18 protein-coding genes are annotated in these 15310 nt (G+C 70.8%); 9 read left to right on the top strand and 9 right to left on the bottom strand.

Annotated elements, in window-relative coordinates; genetic code table 11:
- The first annotated feature begins 116 nt into the window (after positions 1–116).
- Genes Ari01nite_RS22515 through Ari01nite_RS22505 form a run of 3 tightly spaced genes read left to right on the top strand, consistent with a single transcriptional unit; the run spans position 117 to position 2358 of the window.
- Positions 117–512 carry a GntR family transcriptional regulator gene (locus tag Ari01nite_RS22515; RefSeq protein ID WP_203783554.1) on the top strand — a complete coding sequence of 132 codons (396 nt, stop codon included), beginning with the start codon at positions 117–119 and terminating at the stop codon, positions 510–512.
- Complete coding sequence (locus Ari01nite_RS22510) at positions 509–1408, top strand: ABC transporter ATP-binding protein (RefSeq protein ID WP_203783552.1); 900 nt, start codon at positions 509–511, stop codon at positions 1406–1408. The genes Ari01nite_RS22515 and Ari01nite_RS22510 overlap by 4 nt, the downstream gene beginning before the upstream one ends.
- Complete coding sequence (locus Ari01nite_RS22505; protein WP_203783550.1) at positions 1405–2358, top strand: ABC-2 membrane transporter-related protein; 954 nt, start codon at positions 1405–1407, stop codon at positions 2356–2358. The genes Ari01nite_RS22510 and Ari01nite_RS22505 overlap by 4 nt, the downstream gene beginning before the upstream one ends.
- A gap of 14 nt (positions 2359–2372) precedes the next feature.
- On the opposite strand, the gene Ari01nite_RS22500 is transcribed toward Ari01nite_RS22505, so the two are convergent.
- From Ari01nite_RS22500 to Ari01nite_RS22480, 5 genes are all read right to left on the bottom strand, one after another.
- On the bottom strand, positions 2373–3128 hold the full coding sequence (locus Ari01nite_RS22500) for an SDR family oxidoreductase (RefSeq protein ID WP_203783549.1): 756 nt from the start codon (positions 3126–3128) through the stop codon (positions 2373–2375).
- A 10-nt stretch (positions 3129–3138) separates the two neighbouring features.
- The gene (locus Ari01nite_RS22495; protein WP_203783548.1) at positions 3139–3627 is read right to left on the bottom strand and encodes an SCO6045 C-terminal-like domain-containing protein; all 489 of its coding nucleotides are present in this window, start codon (positions 3625–3627) and stop codon (positions 3139–3141) included.
- 1 nt (position 3628) lies between these two features.
- Positions 3629–4444 carry an MbnB/TglH/ChrH family RiPP precursor modification enzyme gene (locus Ari01nite_RS22490; RefSeq protein WP_203783547.1) on the bottom strand — a complete coding sequence of 272 codons (816 nt, stop codon included), beginning with the start codon at positions 4442–4444 and terminating at the stop codon, positions 3629–3631.
- 91 nt (positions 4445–4535) lie between these two features.
- A complete protein-coding gene (locus tag Ari01nite_RS22485) occupies positions 4536–5426 on the bottom strand; it encodes a TIGR04222 domain-containing membrane protein (RefSeq protein WP_203783546.1) in 891 nt (296 codons plus the stop codon).
- 35 nt (positions 5427–5461) lie between these two features.
- On the bottom strand, positions 5462–6040 hold the full coding sequence (locus Ari01nite_RS22480) for a TetR/AcrR family transcriptional regulator (protein ID WP_203783545.1): 579 nt from the start codon (positions 6038–6040) through the stop codon (positions 5462–5464).
- A gap of 166 nt (positions 6041–6206) precedes the next feature.
- On the opposite strand from Ari01nite_RS22480, the gene Ari01nite_RS22475 reads away from it, so the two are divergent.
- Entirely contained in the window at positions 6207–6857 is a 651-nt protein-coding gene (locus tag Ari01nite_RS22475; RefSeq protein ID WP_203783544.1) for an HAD family hydrolase, read from the top strand.
- A 172-nt stretch (positions 6858–7029) separates the two neighbouring features.
- Positions 7030–7947 (top strand): serine protein kinase RIO, encoded by a 918-nt coding sequence (locus Ari01nite_RS22470; protein ID WP_438872215.1) that lies wholly within the window; start codon positions 7030–7032, stop codon positions 7945–7947.
- Positions 7948–8011: 64 nt separating this feature from the next.
- Here the strand turns inward: Ari01nite_RS22470 and Ari01nite_RS22465 are convergent, their stop codons facing one another.
- On the bottom strand, positions 8012–8257 hold the full coding sequence (locus Ari01nite_RS22465; RefSeq protein ID WP_203783542.1) for a DUF2630 family protein: 246 nt from the start codon (positions 8255–8257) through the stop codon (positions 8012–8014).
- An 87-nt stretch (positions 8258–8344) separates the two neighbouring features.
- On the opposite strand from Ari01nite_RS22465, the gene Ari01nite_RS22460 reads away from it, so the two are divergent.
- From Ari01nite_RS22460 to Ari01nite_RS22445, 4 genes are all read left to right on the top strand, one after another.
- The gene (locus Ari01nite_RS22460) at positions 8345–9052 is read left to right on the top strand and encodes an LmeA family phospholipid-binding protein (RefSeq protein WP_203783541.1); all 708 of its coding nucleotides are present in this window, start codon (positions 8345–8347) and stop codon (positions 9050–9052) included.
- A gap of 34 nt (positions 9053–9086) precedes the next feature.
- The gene (mug, locus tag Ari01nite_RS22455; protein WP_203783539.1) at positions 9087–9644 is read left to right on the top strand and encodes a G/U mismatch-specific DNA glycosylase; all 558 of its coding nucleotides are present in this window, start codon (positions 9087–9089) and stop codon (positions 9642–9644) included.
- A gap of 67 nt (positions 9645–9711) precedes the next feature.
- Entirely contained in the window at positions 9712–10218 is a 507-nt protein-coding gene (locus Ari01nite_RS51410) for an SET domain-containing protein-lysine N-methyltransferase (protein ID WP_203783676.1), read from the top strand.
- 120 nt (positions 10219–10338) lie between these two features.
- Positions 10339–10908 carry a TIGR03086 family metal-binding protein gene (locus Ari01nite_RS22445; RefSeq protein ID WP_239162921.1) on the top strand — a complete coding sequence of 190 codons (570 nt, stop codon included), beginning with the start codon at positions 10339–10341 and terminating at the stop codon, positions 10906–10908.
- A gap of 964 nt (positions 10909–11872) precedes the next feature.
- Here Ari01nite_RS22445 and Ari01nite_RS22440 read toward each other — a convergent pair.
- From Ari01nite_RS22440 to Ari01nite_RS22430, 3 genes are read right to left on the bottom strand one after another with little or no spacing between them, the layout of a single operon-like run.
- On the bottom strand, positions 11873–13816 hold the full coding sequence (locus Ari01nite_RS22440) for an ABC transporter ATP-binding protein (RefSeq protein WP_203783537.1): 1944 nt from the start codon (positions 13814–13816) through the stop codon (positions 11873–11875).
- 58 nt (positions 13817–13874) lie between these two features.
- Positions 13875–14675 (bottom strand): enoyl-CoA hydratase/isomerase family protein, encoded by an 801-nt coding sequence (locus Ari01nite_RS22435; protein ID WP_203783535.1) that lies wholly within the window; start codon positions 14673–14675, stop codon positions 13875–13877.
- Positions 14672–14899 (bottom strand): helix-turn-helix domain-containing protein, encoded by a 228-nt coding sequence (locus tag Ari01nite_RS22430; protein WP_014441759.1) that lies wholly within the window; start codon positions 14897–14899, stop codon positions 14672–14674. The genes Ari01nite_RS22435 and Ari01nite_RS22430 overlap by 4 nt, the downstream gene beginning before the upstream one ends.
- Between the last annotated feature and the right edge of the window lie 411 nt (positions 14900–15310).

Genomic DNA, 15310 nt, shown 5'->3' with positions numbered 1-15310 from the left:
CGCGAACGCCCCGCCCCGCAGCTGACCGGGGGCGGGGCGTTCCGCTTTCTCAGATTCGAAATTGACCGGCTCCTTACTGCTTTACTATGGTACTAGGAAAGCAGTAAGGGGCTACCGTGTTCGTCTTCCGGCTCGACACCCACTCCGGCGTGCCGCCGTACCTGCAACTCGTCCAGCAGGTCCGCCAGGCGGTGCTGCTGGGCTTTCTCCAACCCGGTGACCGCCTCCCGCTCATCCGCGAGGTGGTCGAGGACCTGGCGATCAATCCGAACACCGTCGCCAAGGCGTACCGGCAGATGGAGCAGGAGAACCTGGTCACCGGCCGGCCCGGCCAGGGCACGTTCGTCAATGAACAGCAGGCGGCCGTGATGCCGGCATCGACGTACACGTCGCTGCGCCGCGGCCTGGCGACCTGGCTGCGCCGCGCCTACGCGGCCGGCCTCGACGAGCAGGCGGTCAACGCGCTTTTCACTTCCGTCCACCAGCAGACGAGGAATGAGGACGTGGCGTGACAGCGACCGAGTTCGCGCTGCGCACCGACGGTGTGGGCAAGCGGTACCGGAAGGGCTGGGCGCTGCGCGACTGCACCCTGGCCCTGCCGGCGGGCGGCGTGATCGCCCTGGTCGGGCCGAACGGCGCGGGCAAAACCACGCTGTTGCGCCTGGTCGTCGGGTTGCTGGCACCGAGCACCGGCACGGTCGAGGTCCTCGGCCACGACGTCACCGCCAGCACCCCGCAAACTCTTTCCCGGGTCGGGTTCCTGGCCCAGGACCACCCGCTGTACAAGCGCTTCACCGTCGCCGAGATGCTCCGCTTCGGCCGGGCCTGCAACCTGCGGTTCGACCACGGGCTGGCCGAGCGCCGGCTGGCGAAGCTGGGCATCCCGCTCGACCGCAGGGCCGGTACGCTCTCCGGCGGGCAGCAGGCCCAGGTCGCGTTGGCTCTGGCCCTGGCGAAGCGGCCGGACCTGCTTGTCCTCGACGAGCCGGTGGCCAGCCTCGACCCGCTCGCCCGGCACGAGTTCCTGCAGGTCCTCATGGGCGCGGTGGCCGAGGGCGGGGTGACCGTCCTGTTCTCCTCCCACGTCGTGCACGAGCTGGAGCGCGTCTGCGACCACCTGGTCGTGCTCAACGACGGCCGGGTCACGCTCACCGGTGACATCGACACCCTCCTCGCCGAGCACCGGCTGCTCGTCGGCCCGCGCACGGCCACCGACCTCGACCGGGCCGGCACGGTCGTGGAGGCCGTCCACAGCGACCGGCACACGACCCTGCTGGTACGTGACGGCGCGATCCCGGCCGCGCCGGGGTGGCAGTCCCAGCCGGTCTCGCTGGAGGACCTGGTGCTGGCGTACCTGCGCCGGCCGTCCGAGCCGAGCGCCGCGGTCACACCGGGGGTGGCGGTATGACGTGGTTGATCTGGCGCCAGCACCGGACCGAGGTCTGCGTCCTGGGTCTGCTTGTCGGCCTGTTCGGCATTGCCCTGCTCGTGCTCGGCACGCAGGCCCACGACCTGTTCCCCGGCGGTCCCGCCCGGTGTGCGGGAGAGGCCGGTGTCAACGAGGCCTGCGCGGCGTCCTTCCGCCGGCTCGACGAGGAGTACGGGTACGTCGAGAACCTCCTGGCGGCCTTCTATCTGGTCCCCGTCGTCGTCGGTGCGTTCCTCGGTGCGCCACTGCTCGCGCGCGAACTGGAAGACGGCACCTGGCAGCTCGCCTGGACGCAGGCCGTGCCGCGGATGCGCTGGCTGGCGGCCAAGCTCGCGGCACTGGCCGGCGTCACCGTCGTGCTCACCGGGATGTTCACCGCGGTGCTCACCTGGTTCCGTCAGCCGTTCGACGCGTGGGAAGGGCGGTTCCAGTACGACGCCTTCGACCTGGAGGGACTTGTTCCGGTGGCGTACGCGCTGTTCGCGTTCGGCGTCGCCACCGCCGCCGGGGCGATCCTGCGGCGCAGCCTGCCCGCGTTCGGCGTCGCGTTCGGGGCGTTCCTCGCCGCCCGGATGACGGTGGCGCTGTTGGCCCGTCCCGCGTACGCCACGCCGCTCACCACCATGGAGCCGGTCCCCGTCGGCGGCTCGAGAGACCAGGTGGGGAGCTGGGTGATCGAACACGGCTACGCAGCCGCCACCGGGCGCAGGCTGAGCGCAACCGAGTACTACGAACTGGAGGCCGCCGCCAACCAGGCCGGCACCAACCTCAACCAGTTCCTGCACGCGCAGGGCATCCAGCAGTTCGGGGTCTACCACCCGGCCGACCGGTTCTGGACGTTCCAGTTCATCGAGGCGGCCCTGTTCGTCGCCGTCGCGGCGGTCCTGATCGGTGTGGTGGTGTGGCGGGTACGGCGCCGTATGATCTAGTGCGGTCCGAGCCCTTACAAAGACCGCATCGCCCCGCCGTCCACCGCCAGCGCACTACCGCTGATGTAGCTGGCCGCCGGCGACAGCACAAACGCCGCAACCCGCCCAAATTCGGCCGGTTCCCCGATACGCCGCAGCGGAATCGTCTCCGCTGCCGCCGCGGCAGCCGCCTCCGGATCTCCCGACGAGGCGAACAGTTCCACGTTCCGATCGGTCAGGAACCGCCCCGGCAGCAGGCTGACCACCCGGATCCCGCGCGGCCCCCACTCGTCCGCCATGTCCTTGGTGGCCATCGCCAGCCCGGGCCGCAGCCCGTTCGACAGCCCCAGCCCCTTGAGCGGCGTCTTCACCGTGGTGGACAGCACGAGCGCGATCACACCCCCGTCCGGCAGCGCGGCCGAAAACTCGCGCGCCGCCCGCACGGAACCCAGAAAAACCGTCTCGAAAGCGGAGCGCCACTGCTCGTCGGTCATCGACCCGGCCGACCCGGGAGCCGGCCCGCCCACCGAGATCAGCGCCCCGTCGAACCGCCCGAACCGCGCCCGCGCCTCCGCGACCAACCGCCCGGGCGTCTCCGGTGAGCTCAGATCGGCCGCCACCCCGACCGCGCCGTCCCCGAGTGCCGCCGCAGCCGCCGCCACGCCGGCCGCGTCCCGCGAGGAAATAACGACCTTTGCCCCATCACCCACCAGAGCCGCCGCGGTGGCATGACCCAGCCCTTTCGAGGCGCCGGTGAGGACGTATACGCGACCGTCGAGCCCGAGATCCATGCCCGCGATACTACGGGCGGCGCAGCACGCGTACCCGCCCGAAGATCTGCACCACGACGGCGCCGGCGGCCGCCCGCACAGCCGGACCACGACGCGGCCGGGGCGCGCTTGAACCGTCATATCGCCACAAAGCCTCACGCGCCGCGAGCTCCTCACCCGCCAGCTCCGGTAACGCATCCCGACCGGCCAGCTCCCGCGCGAAGTCCCAGCCGTCCCGCAAGGATCCCTGCGTCGGGCGCGCCGCAGCCCACGCCGCAAACTCGCGCTTCCACCCACCACCGAACCCGGCGGCAAGCAACGGCCACTGCCGCGAGACCTCACCGGCTCGCTTGCGCAACAGCGCCACTCGCGCCGCCTCAACCCGAAAACCATCAAAACCAGGAGGTACGCGTTTTCCAGCCGTCAACGCCTGCACCAGATCGGCTTGGCGGTGGGCCAGGCTCCGCGCCTCGCTGCCGGGCTGTCCCGGGGGGTCACCCCGGTGGTCGTTCCCGGTCATCTCAGGTCACCGCGGGATATCCGGAGGCCGCCGCGATCGCATCCAGCTCGGCCCGCAACGCGGCCGCCGGCGGATAGTCCCCGTCCCGCTCCAGCATCAGCGCCGGCGGCCTCTGCCGCTCGCACAGCGCCGTCACCAGGTCGAGCACCTCGACCGGCACCGCATCGGTGTGCGTGTCGTGATAGAGCCCCTGATGCTCCGACCCGCCCGCCACGTGCACGTACGCGACCCGCTCCAGCGGCAGCCGGTCCAGCAGCGCGAGCGGGTCCTCGCCCCGGTTCCGGGCGTTCGCGTAGACGTTGGCGATGTCGAGCAGCAGCAGCGCCCCGGTCTGGTCCAGGATCTCGGTGATGAAGTCGGCCTCGGTCAACTCGTCGTCCGGCCAGTCGAACAGCGCGGCGATCGGCTCCAGCGCCAGCGGCACCGGCAGCTCCGCCTGGGTGCGCTTGACGTTGGCGACCACCGCGTCGACCGCCTCCCGGCTGCGCGGCAACGGCAGCAGATGCCCCACCTCGACCCCACCGGCCCGGACGAACGCGATGTGTTCACTCACCAGCGGCGCCCCCAGCTTCCCGGCGACCGCCGCCAGGTGCTCGACCCGATGCGGCTCGACCGGTTCGGCCCCGCCGAGCGACAGGCGGACCCCGTGCGGCACCACCGCGACCCCCCGGGCGAGCAGTTCCGCCAGCCCGGCCGAGAGATCCCCGTGCGCGTGCACCGACTCGGCCACCACCTCGGCGAAACGCAACCCCGGGAGCCCAGCCACGACGCCGGCGATCTCGGGCCGCCACCCGATCCCGACGCCGTAGTCCGCCATACCTCCGCGCGCCCGGCTTTCGGGCCGCCACCCGATCCCGGCGCCGTGCTCCTGGCTTGCGGGCCGCCCTCCGACGCCGTCGCCGTGGTTTTCAGCCACCGCAGCCGCCGCCACCGCCGCAGCCGCCTCCACCGCCTCCGCCGCCGCCTCCGCACGAGCTGCCGCCCCCGCAGGAACTGCCGCTGCTTCCCCCGCCGGCTGCCGCGGCCCGCTGAATCTCGGCCTCGGCCGCGAAGGCCGGGTCCATCGAATAGAGCGCCGCCCCGCCGAACAGCGCCACCCCCATCGCCGCGCTGGTCACCCCGTAGGTCCCGTAGGACGGCGACTGGCTCGGCGCCAGGTGGGCATTCTGCTTGCGCAGGTCGGCCAGTCCCCGGCGGGCCGCCCGGGTGGCCCGCCGGTCGGTGAGCAGCAGGCCCAGCACCAGCACGCCGTTGAAGGCCAACGCCGGGACGAGCAGGCCGACCGGCTTGTCCATCTCGATACCGGCCGCCAGCCGGGCGACGCCGACCAGCAGCAGGACGCCGGCCGGAACCGCCCAGAGCCGGATCGCGTTGATGGTCTGCCGGCTGTTCACCAGGCCGCGACGTTCCAGGCCGGTGCGCAGTTCGTCGAGGGCCGACTTAACCCACATGTCGTCCTTGAGCTCGCGGGCCCGCACGTTCCGGCCCGCGGCGTTGTGGATGGCGGCGTCGAGCGAGGTCGCACCCGCCGCCAGGTGACCGGTCCGGGTAAGCGTGTGACCGGGCCCGGTGCCGATCGCCTCGGCCGCGCGCAGGCCGCCCACGGCGGCGTAGATGGCCAGCTTGTCGCCGCCGTTGAGATAGGCGACCTGCTGCGGCCCGAGGTCGGTGACCCGGGCGTCACGGTTGCCCCGGAAACTGACCCTGCGGTGGATCGCGGCGCACACCGCGATGGTCACCAGCGCGCCGATGAAGAGGCCGATGAAGGTCGGGCCGGGAATCCCCCAGGTGTCCTGCATGGCCTCATTGTGCAGACGTCCGCAACGCCGCGGGATCAGGTGCGGCGAACGGCTTCTTCGACCAGATCGAGGACCCGGCTCAGCTCACCGGCTGGGCGCCCGGTGGCCAGATGGAGGACGAGGCCGTCGTAGGCCAGTTCGAGGAACTGGGTGAGCACCTCGACCGGCACGTCCTCGCGCAGCACACCGGCCTCGCGCTGGCGGGCCAGCCGGTCCCGGGTGGCGTCGGCGATGGCCGCGGACCGCTCGGCCCAGCGCTTGGCGAAGGCCGGATCGGTGCGCAGCCGGCGGGACACCTCGAGCTGGGTGCCGAGCCAGCCGGCCGTGTCGCCCTCGCTGCCGCCGGCCCGGTCCAGCAGGTCGCGCATCACCTGCACCAGGCCGTTGCGGGCCACCGTCTCGACCATCGCGGCCGCGTCGTCCTCGGCAACCGCGAGGAACAGAGATTCCTTGTCGCGAAAATGATGGAAAATTGCGCCCCGGGACAGCCCGGTTGCATCCTCGAGCCGCCGGACGGTGGCACCCTCGTAACCGAACCGGGCGAAGCAGTCGCGCGCGGCGCCAAGTATCTCGTGGCGACGAGCGTCGAGCTGGTCCTGGCTTACTCTGGGCACGCCCTGGATCGTGTCACGCAGGGCCTTTCCCTTGCAATCCGTACGTACGTCTTGTCAACGGCGCGAACCGGCCCGGCCCGGATGATGCGAAATCCGCCATCCTGGCCGGAAGTTGTTAACAGTCCTGGACTGTTCGCTTCCGTGCTGCCTCACGTAAAGTGCGCGGGTGCCCCTAGTCCTGATGGCGCTCGACGACACCCTGCTCGATCGCAGCGGTGCCTTCAGGCTGTGGGCAAAGGGGTTCCTCGACGAAATCGGGGCACCACAGGAAGATCTCGACTGGTTACTCTCCGTCGACGCGGATGGCCTCACGTCCCGCTGGGATTTGTCCGACATGATCCGCGACCGTTACCAGTTGTCCGCGCCCTCGATCGACATCCACGAGGAACTGCACGAGGGCCCGCTCGCGTTCGAGCGTCTTGATCCGCTGGTCGGGTGCGCGCTCCAGATTGCCGGCGACGCCGGCCTGGTGCCGGTGGTGGTCACCAACGGACAGGAGCGCCTGCAGGACAGCCGGATCCGCCGCACCGGCCTCGACCGGTACGTCGCGGACTGGGTGATCTCCGAGCAGGCCGGGGTGAGCAAGCCCAACCCGCGCATCTTCGCGCTGGCCGCGCAACGGGTGCGGATGCGGCTCAACGGCGCCTGGGTGGTCGGCGACAGTCCCGAGGCCGACATCGGCGGCGCGGCGGCGCTCGGCCTGCCCAGTGTGTGGCTGCACCGGGGCCGCGAGTGGGTGGACAACCGGTTCGCGCCGACCCGCACGGTGGGCAACGTGATCCAGGGCCTGTCCGCCATCATGGCCGCAGCCCAGTAAATAGGTTGCGCCGTCCGGCCGGGGCCGGGCACAGTGATCGCGCACTGTTCCGCAGCAATGCGCCGCCCGCGCGCCTTGCTGCATCGAGAAAGAAGGGGGTGGACTCCATGGCTGTCTTTGCGATGGCTGCTGTCCGAATTTCCTTCCCTTCATTTTCTGAGGAGCACCTCCAGTGCGAGAGCACGACGCTTTCGGCCCGGCAACCATGCGCCGCGGCCGCCGCAAGTTCGATGACGACGACGCAGACTTCCTGAAGCGGGGCCGGCTCGAGCCGCGCCTGCACGAGGATCCCGACCTGCCGGACATCGGCGACAACTGGTCGACCTGGGACGGCTCCCTGCAGGGCCCCGATCCCCGTCCCGACTGGGTGCGCACCGAGCACGGCGCGGTCGACACCGAACTGGGCATCCTGAAAACCGGCAAGGAAGCCGACGTCTTCCTGGTCCGGCGGCACGTGCCCGACACCGGCAAAAACAGCCTGCTGGCGGCGAAGCGCTACCGGGACGGCGAGCACCGCCTGTTCCACCGCGACGCCGGCTATCTCGAGGGCCGCCGGGTCCGCCGGTCCCGGGAAAACCGGGCCATGGCCAACCGCAGTTCGTTCGGCAAGCAGATGATCGCCGGGCAGTGGGCGGCGGCCGAGTTCGACGCCCTCGGCCGGCTGTGGCAGATCGGCGCCGAGACCGGGCTGGTCCGGGTGCCCTACCCGGTGCAGCTCATCGGCACCGAACTGATGCTCGAGTTCATCGGCGACTGGGAGACCGGTGAGGCCGCACCGCGGCTCGCCCAGGTCCGCTCGGACACCGCCGACCTGGCCGACCTGTGGCAGCAGATGACCGATGCGCTGTCCGTGCTGGCCCGCGCGCAGGTGGCGCACGGCGACCTGTCGCCGTACAACACCCTGGTGCAGGACGGCAAGCTGGTGCTGATCGACCTGCCGCAGGTGGTCGATGTGATCGGCAACCCGCAGGGTGCCGACTTCATCGCCCGCGACGTGCGCAACGTGGCCGCCTGGTTTGTCCAGCGCGGCCTGCCGGTCAACGCGGACGACCTGCTGGAACGCCTGCTCTACGAAGCGGGGCTCAAGTGAGACGGCGGGCCGGCGCCCCCGGCCCGCGGCCGCCCAGCACGCGGCGGCCGCGGCCGGTGCGGCATCACTGCAGGTAGCCCTCGACCTCGCCGACGCTGTGGGCCTGCTCGGCGTCCGGGTTGTGCCCCGCATCACGGGCCGCCCGGCGCCGGCGCAGCAGGTCCCAGCACTGGTCCAGCGCCTCCTCCAGCTCCTTGAGCCGGGCGTGTTCCTCCGCCGAGGAGATCTCGCCCCGGCTCAGTTGCTGCCGCAGCTGATGCTCCTCGTCGACCAGGCCGTTGATCCGGCTCAGCACACTCTTGTCATCCATGCCCCGAAGCCTATGTGCAGCCGCTTCTACGGCTTACTCTCAACCTCCTCTCAACTGGTGCGCAGCCTGGCCTGATGTCATCAGGTAGTGACCCGCATCCGTACCGTCCTCCTCGGCTCGGCGGCGCTGGCCATCGTCGTCGCGCTGGTGCTGGCCGACCGCGCCGCCGCGTCCGCAGTCGAACGCCGGCTGGCCGACCGCCTGCGCTGCGCCACCGGCGCAAGCGGCCCCATCGAGGTCGACACGGGCGGCTTCCCCATCCTCGACCAGCTGGCCTTCGGCGAACTGACCCTGGTGGAGATCGAAGCCGACACGGTCCCCCTGGCCGGCGGCACCGTCACCCACATCGAGGCGAGAGCCACGAAGGTCCGACTCTCCGACGACCGCCCGCTTGCCGACTCGGTCACCCTGTTCGCCCAGGTGTCCTACCCCGACCTGCGCCGTTTCACCGCAGACCGACCAGACCTGCAGATAATCGGCGGCAACGAGTCCGGCCGCCTGCTCCTGCGCACCGACATGGTCTCCACCACCGGCACCACCCCCGCCACGGTCTACGCCGACGTCTCCGTACAGGGCAACCTGCTGACCATCCAGCCGGCCGAGGTCGAACTGCCGGCCCTGGGCCAGTCCCAGACCGTGATTGGCCGCGTCCCGATGGCCGTGTCCCCCGCCGAGACGATGCCGATGCCCCAGCTGCCCCGGGGCCTCAAGTACCGAGCGGCCGGCGCCACCCCCGAGGGCATGCAGTTCCTGGCCGTAGGCGCCAACCTCCCACTGGCCGGCACGAACTGCTAGCGGCGGGATCGGCGGAGCTGGCTACGCTCGTTCGATGCGCAAGCCCACGCCCGCCGAGGTCGCGGCCGCCGCCGGGCGCACCATCCCCGACGTGCTCGGCCCGGACCTGCGGGTGCTGTTCTCCGGCATCAACCCGAGCCTCTACTCGGCGGCCACCGGCCACCACTTCGCCCGCCCCGGCAATCGTTTCTGGCCCGCACTGCACCGCGCCGGCTTCACCGACCGCCTGCTGCATCCCTCCGAGCAGGCCGTACTCCCCACCGCCGGCCTGGGCATCACCAACGTCGTGGCCCGGGCCACCGCCCGCGCCGACGAACTCTCCCCCGCCGAACTGATCGACGGCGGCCGCATCCTCCGCGCCCTGGTCGACCGTTGGCGCCCGCGCTTCCTGGCCGTGCTGGGTGTGACCGCCTACCGCACCGCCTTCGGCCACCCGAAGGCCCGGGTAGGCCCGCAGCCCGACCCGATCGGCGACACTCCGGTGTGGGTGCTCCCCAACCCGAGCGGCCTCAACGCCTCCTACCAATTGGACCGCCTGGCCCTGGAGTTCGCCCGCCTCCGCGAGGCCGCAGTCGACGAGGTCACCCGATGAAAGATCGCCCGGGACCGCCCGCCCACCGTCAGCCTCGGCCGGGTCCGACGTCGCCGCCGGAACCCGACTGCTGGCTGCACCCCGACGCCGAGGTGCGGCCGTCCCCCATCGCCGGCCGGGGTCTGTTCGCCCGCCGCCCGATACCCGCCGGCACCGTCGTCTCCCGACTGGGCGGCCGGCTGGTCACCACCGCAGAACTGCACGACTTGTTCGAGCCCGCGGCCCGGGACCCGACCCGCCCTACATCGACACCATCACCGTCGATGCCGACCGGCATCTGGTCCTGCCGCCGCGCCGCCCCAACGGCTACGGCAACCACAGCTGCGACCCGAACCTCTGGTGGGTCGGCCCGTACGACCTGGCCGCCCGCCGCGACATCGCCGCCGGCGAGGAACTGACCAACGACTACGCCACCAGCACCGCCGAGCCCGGATTCGTCCTGCCGTGCGCCTGCGACACCCCGCTCTGCCGCCGGACCGTAACCGGCACCGACTGGCAGCGCCCCGACCTGCAGGAGCGCTACGGCCCGCACTGGGTTCCCGCGCTCCTGACCCGGATCACGCCGCCGCGATGACGTCGATCTCGACGAGCCGGGGGCTGTCCAGCGTCTGCACCACGATCGCCGTGGTCAGCACCCACCCGCCCGCGCGAGTCATCCCGGCCCGCACCGGCGACTCCGCTACGGTGTCCGGTCATGACGACGACCAGGATCAGCGAGCTGATGACGGCCGCGGCCGCGCGGACCATCTCGGTGGTACAGGGCATCGACGACGCCCAGCTGGGCGACCCCACGCCCTGCGACAAGTTCCAGGTACGCGACCTGCTGAACCACCTCTTCCAGGTCGTCGTGAACTTCCAGGCCCTGGCCACCCGCACCCCCGCCGACTTCGCCACCACCCCCGACGCCCTGGTAGGCGACTGGCGCTCCCGCTTCGCCACCGAAACCGAGACGCTGGCCAAGGCGTGGTCCGACCCGGCGACGTTGGCGGGCGTCTCCCCCGGCATGGGCCTACCCCAGGAGGCGGTAGCCGGCCTGGTCCTGCTGGACCTGACCGTGCACGGCTGGGACCTGGCCCAGGCCACCGGCCAGCCCTACACCCCCGACCCCGACGCCGTAGCCGCCATGCACCCACTGGCCGAGAAAATGGCCCCCCAGGCCCGCCAGATGGGAGTCTTCGCCACCCCCACCGACGCCGCCCCCGATGCCACCCTCTTCGACCGCCTGCTCTCCCTGACCGGCCGCAAACCAGAACCCACCCCCTGACCCACCCCGCCAGCGAGCCGCCACCCACATAGCGGCGCCCCCGGCATGACCTTGGCGCCGTCACGACCCGAAACGGTGGCCGCTCCGCCAAGATCCAGATAAACCGCAGACCTCCCACAAACCTTGACGCAGATCGAGGCGTGCTGATGTCCGCCAGCGATCGCGTGACGGTCTCACACCGTCGTCGATGGAGCGATATGTCAGATCCCGGCACTGCCGCGCCCGAACAGTCGCCAACGCCGGACCACCATCCCAGCCCTTGACCCTGCCGTCCCGCGATGCGGCAGCCCACCGGGCACATTTCCAACAATTGCCGCTTTAACCGGACGCCGATGTGCCGCCGCGCCCAGGTCTTGGCGATCTACGGTCATCCCCGAACAGCAGATCAACAACATCGCGTCGCGGACGAGCGCCAGCGGGGACGTTTGCGGCAAAAGGCCTGGACGAGCGTCGCACTACCGGGTGGGACCTGACCGACTCCACCGCGCCAAGAAGACTCGCCATGGCGGGGTTAGAGCACAAGATCGCGCACCGGGTGACCCCGCCCCAACGCGACCTGCAACGCAAGGGATTGCCTCGCCGCCACCACAAGCCGCCGCCAGGCGCCACCCCCTGGTGGTGGGGGAACGCCGCCCCTCCGCGAACCACCACCTAGCGAGGGCATCCGCCGGGCCCCTCCAACGGCAGCGCGATTGACCAGCCGGGCGGCCGCACCAGGCAACCGCGCAGCCAGCCAACCGCGCAGCCAGGCAACCGCGCAGCCAGGCGCGTGGACGGCCGCGCAACCCCGCAGCCGGGCGCGTCGGTGGCCAGGCAACCGCACAGCCGGGCGGGTGGACGGCCGGGCAACCGCACAGCCGGGCGGGTGGACGGCCGGGCAACCGCACAGCCGGGCGGGTGGGCGGCCGCGCGACCGAGCTAGGGCGACCGAGCCGCCAGGCGGGCGGGTGGTGGATCTCTGCCGTCAGGGGTCGAGTGGTCTTGACGGGACCGTGATTATCTCTACCTCCTCTCGGTAAGGGGCCGGCTCCGGGGTGGGCTCGACGGCGAACTGGGTGCGGTACAGCTCGGCGTACAGGCCGCCGGCGGCTACCAGGTCGGGGTGGCGGCCTCGCTCGACGATGCGGCCGCCGTCGAGGACCAGGATCAGGTCGGCGTCGCGGACGGTGGCCAGGCGGTGGGCTATGACCAGGGCCGTGCGGCCCTCCAGGGCGGTGGTCAGGGCTCGCTGGACGGCGGCCTCGGACTCGCTGTCCAGGTGGGCCGTGGCCTCGTCCAGGATCACGATCGACGGGTGTTTGAGCAGCAGCCGGGCTATCGCCAGGCGCTGTTTCTCGCCGCCGGAGAAACGGTAACCGCGCTCGCCCACGACCGTGTCGAGGCCGTCGGGGAGGGCACGCACCAGGTCGGCGATCTGGGCACCGGTCAGCGCCTGCCAGATGTCGTCGTCGGTGGCGGTGGGCTGGGCGTAGCGGAGATTGTCGGCGATGGTCTCGTGGAACAGGTGTGAGTCCTGGGTGACCACGCCGATCGTGTCGCGCAGCGAGGACAGGGTGGCGTCGCGGACGTCGACCCCGCCGACCAGGACGCCGCCCTCGGTGACGTCGTAGACCCGGGAGATCAGCATCGACGTGGTCGACTTGCCGGCGCCGGACGGGCCCACCAGCGCGACCATCTGACCCGGCTCGACCGTGAAGTCGACGCCCTTGAGCACCGGCGCGCCCTCGGTGCGGTCGAGCGCTGTCACGTCCTCGAGGGTCGCCAGCGAGACGTCGGCCGCGCTCGGATAGCGGAAGTGCACGTCGCGGAACTCGATGCGCCCGGAGCCGGCCGGGATGTCGACCGCGTCCGGCTTCTCCTCGATGCCGGGCGACAGGTCGAGCACCTCGAAGACCCGGTCGAACGAGACCAGCGCGCTCATCACGTCGACCCGCACGTTGCTCAGCGCGGTCAGCGGGCCGTACAGCCGGGTGAGCAACAACGCCAGCGTGACCACCGTGCCCGCGGTGACGCTGCCGGTGACCGCCAGCCAGCCGCCGAGGCCGTAGGTCAGGGCCTGCGCCAGCGACGCCACCAGCAGCATCGCCACGAAGAACGTGCGCGAATACATGGCTTGCTGAACCCCGATGTCGCGAACCCGCTCGGCCCGCTCGCCGAACCGGGCCGCCTCGGCGTCGGGCCGGCCGAACAGCTTGACCAGCAGCGCGCCGGACACGTTGAAGCGCTCGGTCATGGTCGCGTTCATCTTGGCGTCGAGGTTGTACGACTCGCGGGTGATCTCGGCGAGCCGCTTGCCGACCCGCCGGGCGGGCACGATGAACACCGGCAGCATGGCCAGCGACAGCGCGGTGATCTGCCAGGACAGCGTGAACATCACCGCCGCCGTCAGCACCAGCTGGATGACGTTGCTGACCACCCCGGAGAGCGTCGACGTGAACGCCCGCTGCGCACCCATCACGTCGTTGTTGAGCCGGCTCACCAGGGCACCCGTCTGGGTGCGGGTGAAGAACTGCAGCGGCATCCGTTGGACGTGGTCGTACACCCGGGTGCGCAGGTCGAGGATGATGCCCTCGCCGATGCGGGCCGAATACCACCGCTGGCACAGCGAGAGCAGCGCGTCGGCGACCGCCAGCCCGGCGATGGCCAGCGCCAGCCGCACCACCATGCTGCCGGCGTCTGGGCCGCCGCCGATGATGGCGTTGACCACGTCGCCGGCGAGCAGGGGCGTGGCCACCCCGATGCCGGCCGCCAGCACGACGGTCAGCAGGAACACCGCGATGTCGCGCCGGTACGGCTGCGCGAAGCGCACGATGCGTCTGGTCGTGCCGCGGCTGAGCCGGTGCCGGGTGACCTGTTCCTCGTTTTGGATCGAGCGGAGCACGCTCCACGAGGGCATCGACGGGCCCATGTGTCACCTCCGCAGTGAAGTCTGCCTGCGGGGTACGACAACTTTGGGCGGGCTGCTTTTACTCCCCCGGTCCGAGCAGCTCACGGACCCGGCGGGTCTGCGCCTCACGCTCGGCACGATCCTGTTCGGCGTACGTGCGCTGGGGTGCACCGGCGAGCAGGGCCTTGATCTCGGCGACCGCACCGGCGTCGGCGGCCAGCACGGCCGCGGTCAGGTCGGCGACCGAGCCGGACAGGTCACCGGCTGCGACCACTGCGGTGGCCAGCCCGATGCGTTCCGCCTCGTCGGCGTGGAGGCGGCGCCCGGTTACGCAGATCTCCAGGGCGCGGGACGGGCCGACCAGTTCGGTGAGCCGTTTGGTGCCGCCCAGATCGGGGACGAGCCCGAGCGTCACTTCGGCCATCGAGAATCTCGCGTCCTCGGTGAGGATCCGCATGTCACAGTTGAGGGCGAGCTGGAAACCGGCGCCGATCGCGTGCCCCTGCACCGCGGCGATCGTGACCAGGGAGGGGTTACGCAACCAGGTGAACGCCGACTGGAAGCTGGCAATCCGATCCGCGCACTCGGCCGGTGACAACTGCGCGAGTACGGCCAGCGAAGAATCGCCGGCACCGCGCGCGACTGACAGATCCAGGCCCGCAGAAAAGGCACGTCCCTCGCCACGGACAATGACGACTCGCACGTCTCCCGGCAATTTCCGGGAAATGTTCCTGAGCTCGTCCCACATCGCCGGAGTCTGCGCATTGAGAACCTCGGGCCGGCACAACGTCACCGTTGCGACCGGCCCGTCCAGGTCGTAGCGAACACCTGCCTCATCGGCAGGAACGGCGAGGTCGGGCTCGGCGTTGTCCGGCGTCACGCCTTCTTGCGCCGGCGGGCGCCGCCGCGCTGGCGGAGCTGCACGCCCGACTCGGTGAGCACGCGGTGCACGAATCCGTAGGAGCGTCCGGTCGAGGCCGCGAGCGCCCTAATGCTCTCGCCAGAGGTGTAACGCTTGACCAGATCCTTCGCTAGTGACTGGCGCTCGCTGCCGACGATTCGGCGACCCTTCTCAGTGCTGGTGGCTGTGCCCGTGGCTGCCATGTTGAATCCTCACGTCCCAGACTGTGCGGTTCGATACGGTCCCACCTATTAGACCGCCTCCAACGATCATGCGCTAGGTATCCAGGCTTAGCGAGCGTGCCCATTTATCACTGTCAGGAACTTGACCGTGACCACGGGCATCAATGTCAGACAGTTAACTGACGTTAGGGCGACAGCAATTCCGACCACCCGGTAGGTAGTCTGGCACCTCGCCCCAAGACCATCGATCACCTGCGGAAACACTCGATCGAGGGCACTCGTCCGCGGGATATGACGCACCGTCGATGCGATCAACACGCACCGCTCCGGTCGCTGGCGTGCCAGATTCGGGGCGCCCGGAGCGCTGTCCGACCTGACCGCAAACGCCCGAACGTCGCACTGTCTGTGTGGGCACCAGTTGACAACTGACGA

This window comes from Paractinoplanes rishiriensis (assembly GCF_016862375.1).
Classification (GTDB): Bacteria; Actinomycetota; Actinomycetes; order Mycobacteriales; family Micromonosporaceae; genus Actinoplanes; species Actinoplanes rishiriensis.
This window is presented reverse-complemented; position numbering and strand designations above follow the sequence as displayed.

What these genes read in the sequence shown, in the direction of transcription:
- Ari01nite_RS22430 (WP_014441759.1), bottom strand. Translation starts at nt 14,899, where the DNA reads ATGGCAGCCACGGGCACAGCCACCAGCACTGAGAAGGGTCGCCGAATC.
- Ari01nite_RS22440 (WP_203783537.1), bottom strand. Translation starts at nt 13,816, where the DNA reads ATGGGCCCGTCGATGCCCTCGTGGAGCGTGCTCCGCTCGATCCAAAAC.
- Ari01nite_RS22485 (WP_203783546.1), bottom strand. Translation starts at nt 5,426, where the DNA reads ATGCAGGACACCTGGGGGATTCCCGGCCCGACCTTCATCGGCCTCTTC.
- mug (WP_203783539.1), top strand. Translation starts at nt 9,087, where the DNA reads ATGCGCAAGCCCACGCCCGCCGAGGTCGCGGCCGCCGCCGGGCGCACC.
- Ari01nite_RS22445 (WP_239162921.1), top strand. Translation starts at nt 10,339, where the DNA reads ATGACGACGACCAGGATCAGCGAGCTGATGACGGCCGCGGCCGCGCGG.
- Ari01nite_RS22495 (WP_203783548.1), bottom strand. Translation starts at nt 3,627, where the DNA reads ATGACCGGGAACGACCACCGGGGTGACCCCCCGGGACAGCCCGGCAGC.
- Ari01nite_RS22490 (WP_203783547.1), bottom strand. Translation starts at nt 4,444, where the DNA reads ATGGCGGACTACGGCGTCGGGATCGGGTGGCGGCCCGAGATCGCCGGC.
- Ari01nite_RS22505 (WP_203783550.1), top strand. Translation starts at nt 1,405, where the DNA reads ATGACGTGGTTGATCTGGCGCCAGCACCGGACCGAGGTCTGCGTCCTG.
- Ari01nite_RS22500 (WP_203783549.1), bottom strand. Translation starts at nt 3,128, where the DNA reads ATGGATCTCGGGCTCGACGGTCGCGTATACGTCCTCACCGGCGCCTCG.
- Ari01nite_RS22465 (WP_203783542.1), bottom strand. Translation starts at nt 8,257, where the DNA reads ATGGATGACAAGAGTGTGCTGAGCCGGATCAACGGCCTGGTCGACGAG.